Source organism: Parendozoicomonas sp. 209JJ7-1 (genome assembly GCF_058147085.1).
On sequence record NZ_JBYVJU010000047.1, the window covers coordinates 1 to 2,497 of the forward strand.

3 protein-coding genes are annotated in these 2,497 nt (G+C 39.3%); all 3 read right to left on the bottom strand.

The window, feature by feature from the left end; genetic code table 11:
* Positions 1-32 precede the first annotated feature (32 nt).
* Positions 33-644: an HNH endonuclease gene (locus ACY2RQ_RS19105; RefSeq protein ID WP_490114605.1), complete on the bottom strand. Its 612-nt coding sequence runs from the start codon at positions 642-644 to the stop codon at positions 33-35.
* Between the two features lie 456 nt (positions 645-1,100).
* Positions 1,101-1,724: a LysE family translocator gene (locus tag ACY2RQ_RS19110; protein ID WP_490114606.1), complete on the bottom strand. Its 624-nt coding sequence runs from the start codon at positions 1,722-1,724 to the stop codon at positions 1,101-1,103.
* A 65-nt stretch (positions 1,725-1,789) separates the two neighbouring features.
* The gene (locus ACY2RQ_RS19115; RefSeq protein WP_490114607.1) at positions 1,790-2,398 is read right to left on the bottom strand and encodes a hypothetical protein; all 609 of its coding nucleotides are present in this window, start codon (positions 2,396-2,398) and stop codon (positions 1,790-1,792) included.
* Between the last annotated feature and the right edge of the window lie 99 nt (positions 2,399-2,497).

Here is a 2,497-nt window from a genome sequence, read left to right on the forward strand (position 1 = left end):
TAAATCAGGTGCGCCGTAGGCGTCACCTGGATTTACTTGTTAGAAGCGTGGTTTAGGAAGATGTGTTTTCTATGATAGTTCATAAATGAATCATGTAACGGTGAAAAGTTTTTTAGTGCAATATTGTCGCTTATTCCAAGCAAAGCAGCTTGTCCACGAAAACTTTCGGAGAGAATTATTTTTCCTGAACTATCAAATGTTATATGCCCTAAATCGAAAGCTTTATCATAATTTGGTGATAGAGCAATACCATTATGGGGATTTACCCTTTCAGCATCGTTTGATACAGCCCAAGGTTTGATATGTGAAGCAATGACAAATGCACTTGCACCTGTGACAGCACATTTATACCCCCAATATTCCATGATTCTATCTCGAAATATGTTTTGGGCAATTCGTTTTTCCAGAAGCTGTTTTTTCGATGTAGGGCCAACCTCACGTGAAGATAGAAATTCAATCAATGTAGATGAATCTTCATCCGTCAGGCTTCTGAGGTAGTTTAATATCTTGTCGTATTCATCAATGATTGTAATGTAACTATTACTCACTTCAGTTGAAGTTTCTTCAGCAAACAGTTCCATTATTCCATTTTGGCGTGCTTCTACAGCACAAATTAAGGCTTTTCGTTCACCTAGGACACTCACCCGAAATGATTTAGTCTTTGTTTTATTGTCTGTTGTTCTGTACGAAGTTTGCCAGTAAGGGAAAATACTACCGTTTCGCTCCTTACTGAAGGATCGAGAGACTCCTAAAATTCCAGATGTATTGTTTGAAGGCAAGTCTGATAAATAGATTCGTGCTCTAGCTTGATCAGATTCCAGCGTTTCACCACGTTCTTTTAAAGCACTGTCTCTAAACTCTAGTGCTGCATCTAAGGCGTTTTCCTTACCACCAAATTTTCCATCGGAGAATAATTTTGTTAACTAATTACTCTTCCTTTTCAGGCGTACCTGCCAGCCTAATGTATTCGTCGATTCGTACTCTATACGAACTATAAATTTTAGTTTTGTTTCCATACTGAGATGTTTATGTTTGGGAGCTTCTAACGCCTGCATCAGGTGCGCCGAAGGCGTCACCTGGATGCACTTGTTAGCCGCCGCTTACTTAGATGCTGATGCCAATATGCAACCGGCACCAATAAAGGTTGAGCCAAATACTTTGCCAGCTACAGTACCTGAAAATAATTTTCTTGTTTTGTTTTTTGCTCTCTGTGCAAGATATGAATATGTGGAGAGACAAACAAAAGATGAACACATAAAACTCAAAACCAGAACACTGAACTGCGGAAGTAATGGCTCTGAAACCACGATGAACTGTGGGAATAATGCTGTTGTAAATACGATAGCTTTGGGGTTTGTGATTGAAACCAAAATGCCTTGAAAATACAGGCTGATATTATGTTTCTTCCCTTTCTTGGTCTGTTTCAATTCCATTGGGGTTATGCCTTTTCTCCATAGATTTACTCCCATGTAGATGAGGTAAATTGCTCCCGCAACTTTCAGGACTGTAAAAGCAATTGAAGAGTTCAGAACAACCGCACTCAATCCCAGAACAGAAAAGCTAGACATTAAAAGCAAACCAGAAATATTACCCAAAACGGTAATCAATGACTTTTTGAAGCCAAACATCAAACTATTTGTTGATACCAGCAAAGTTGCTGGACCTGGAGTTGCTGTGGCTAATAAAGCAATAGAACAGAATGCTAACCAACTCTCAATTTGCACTGGACTCTCCTTAGGCGGCTAACGCTTGCATCAGGTGCGCCGTAGGCGTCACCTGGATGCACTTGTTACATGCGAGTTGCACAGACCCAAGTTTTCTTGTTTTTTGAGACACGTTGTAATTGATTGGACTGTATAAGCTTGTTGAAAACTCTAATGAAGTCTGGCTTTGGTTGGTTTAACTTTTTTCTCACTGTCTCAGCAGTTTGAGCGGTCTTGAATTGAGCATATATCTTTTGCTCCAAAGATCGGCTCGGTTTCTGTTGTGATATTTTTTGTTGTTGTGGATTTTTTGTTTTCGGGGCTAAAGAAATTTTATATTTGACTTTATGTAATTTACATTGAAATGAAAACGCCATGACCAGAGGTTCATCTTGCGAATATAAAATGAACTGGCAGGCTTCGCGCTGCTCATCTGTAAGTGATGCAATGATGCCAACAAGGTTTCCAATGATATAAAAGTCAGCCTGGTTTTTACCAGTAGGATAACTTGAAATGTAAAGAAATAACTTTCGTTCACACAATTCTTTCATTGAGTCATTCTTTGAGAAAATAAATACTTTATCTGCTATTGATGCACTTATAGATTCAACTTCCTTATTCCCGGTATTTTCAGCATCCACAAAAATAAATCTCAAAGATTGCTCCTTATTTTTTTGAGCATGTAACGCCCGCATCAGGTGCGCCGAAGGCGTCACTTGGATGCGCTTGTTAGGTGCTTACCCGGTTTGTATTGAATGTGCCGCACCACGATACGAAGTGTGCACTTTGGTTGT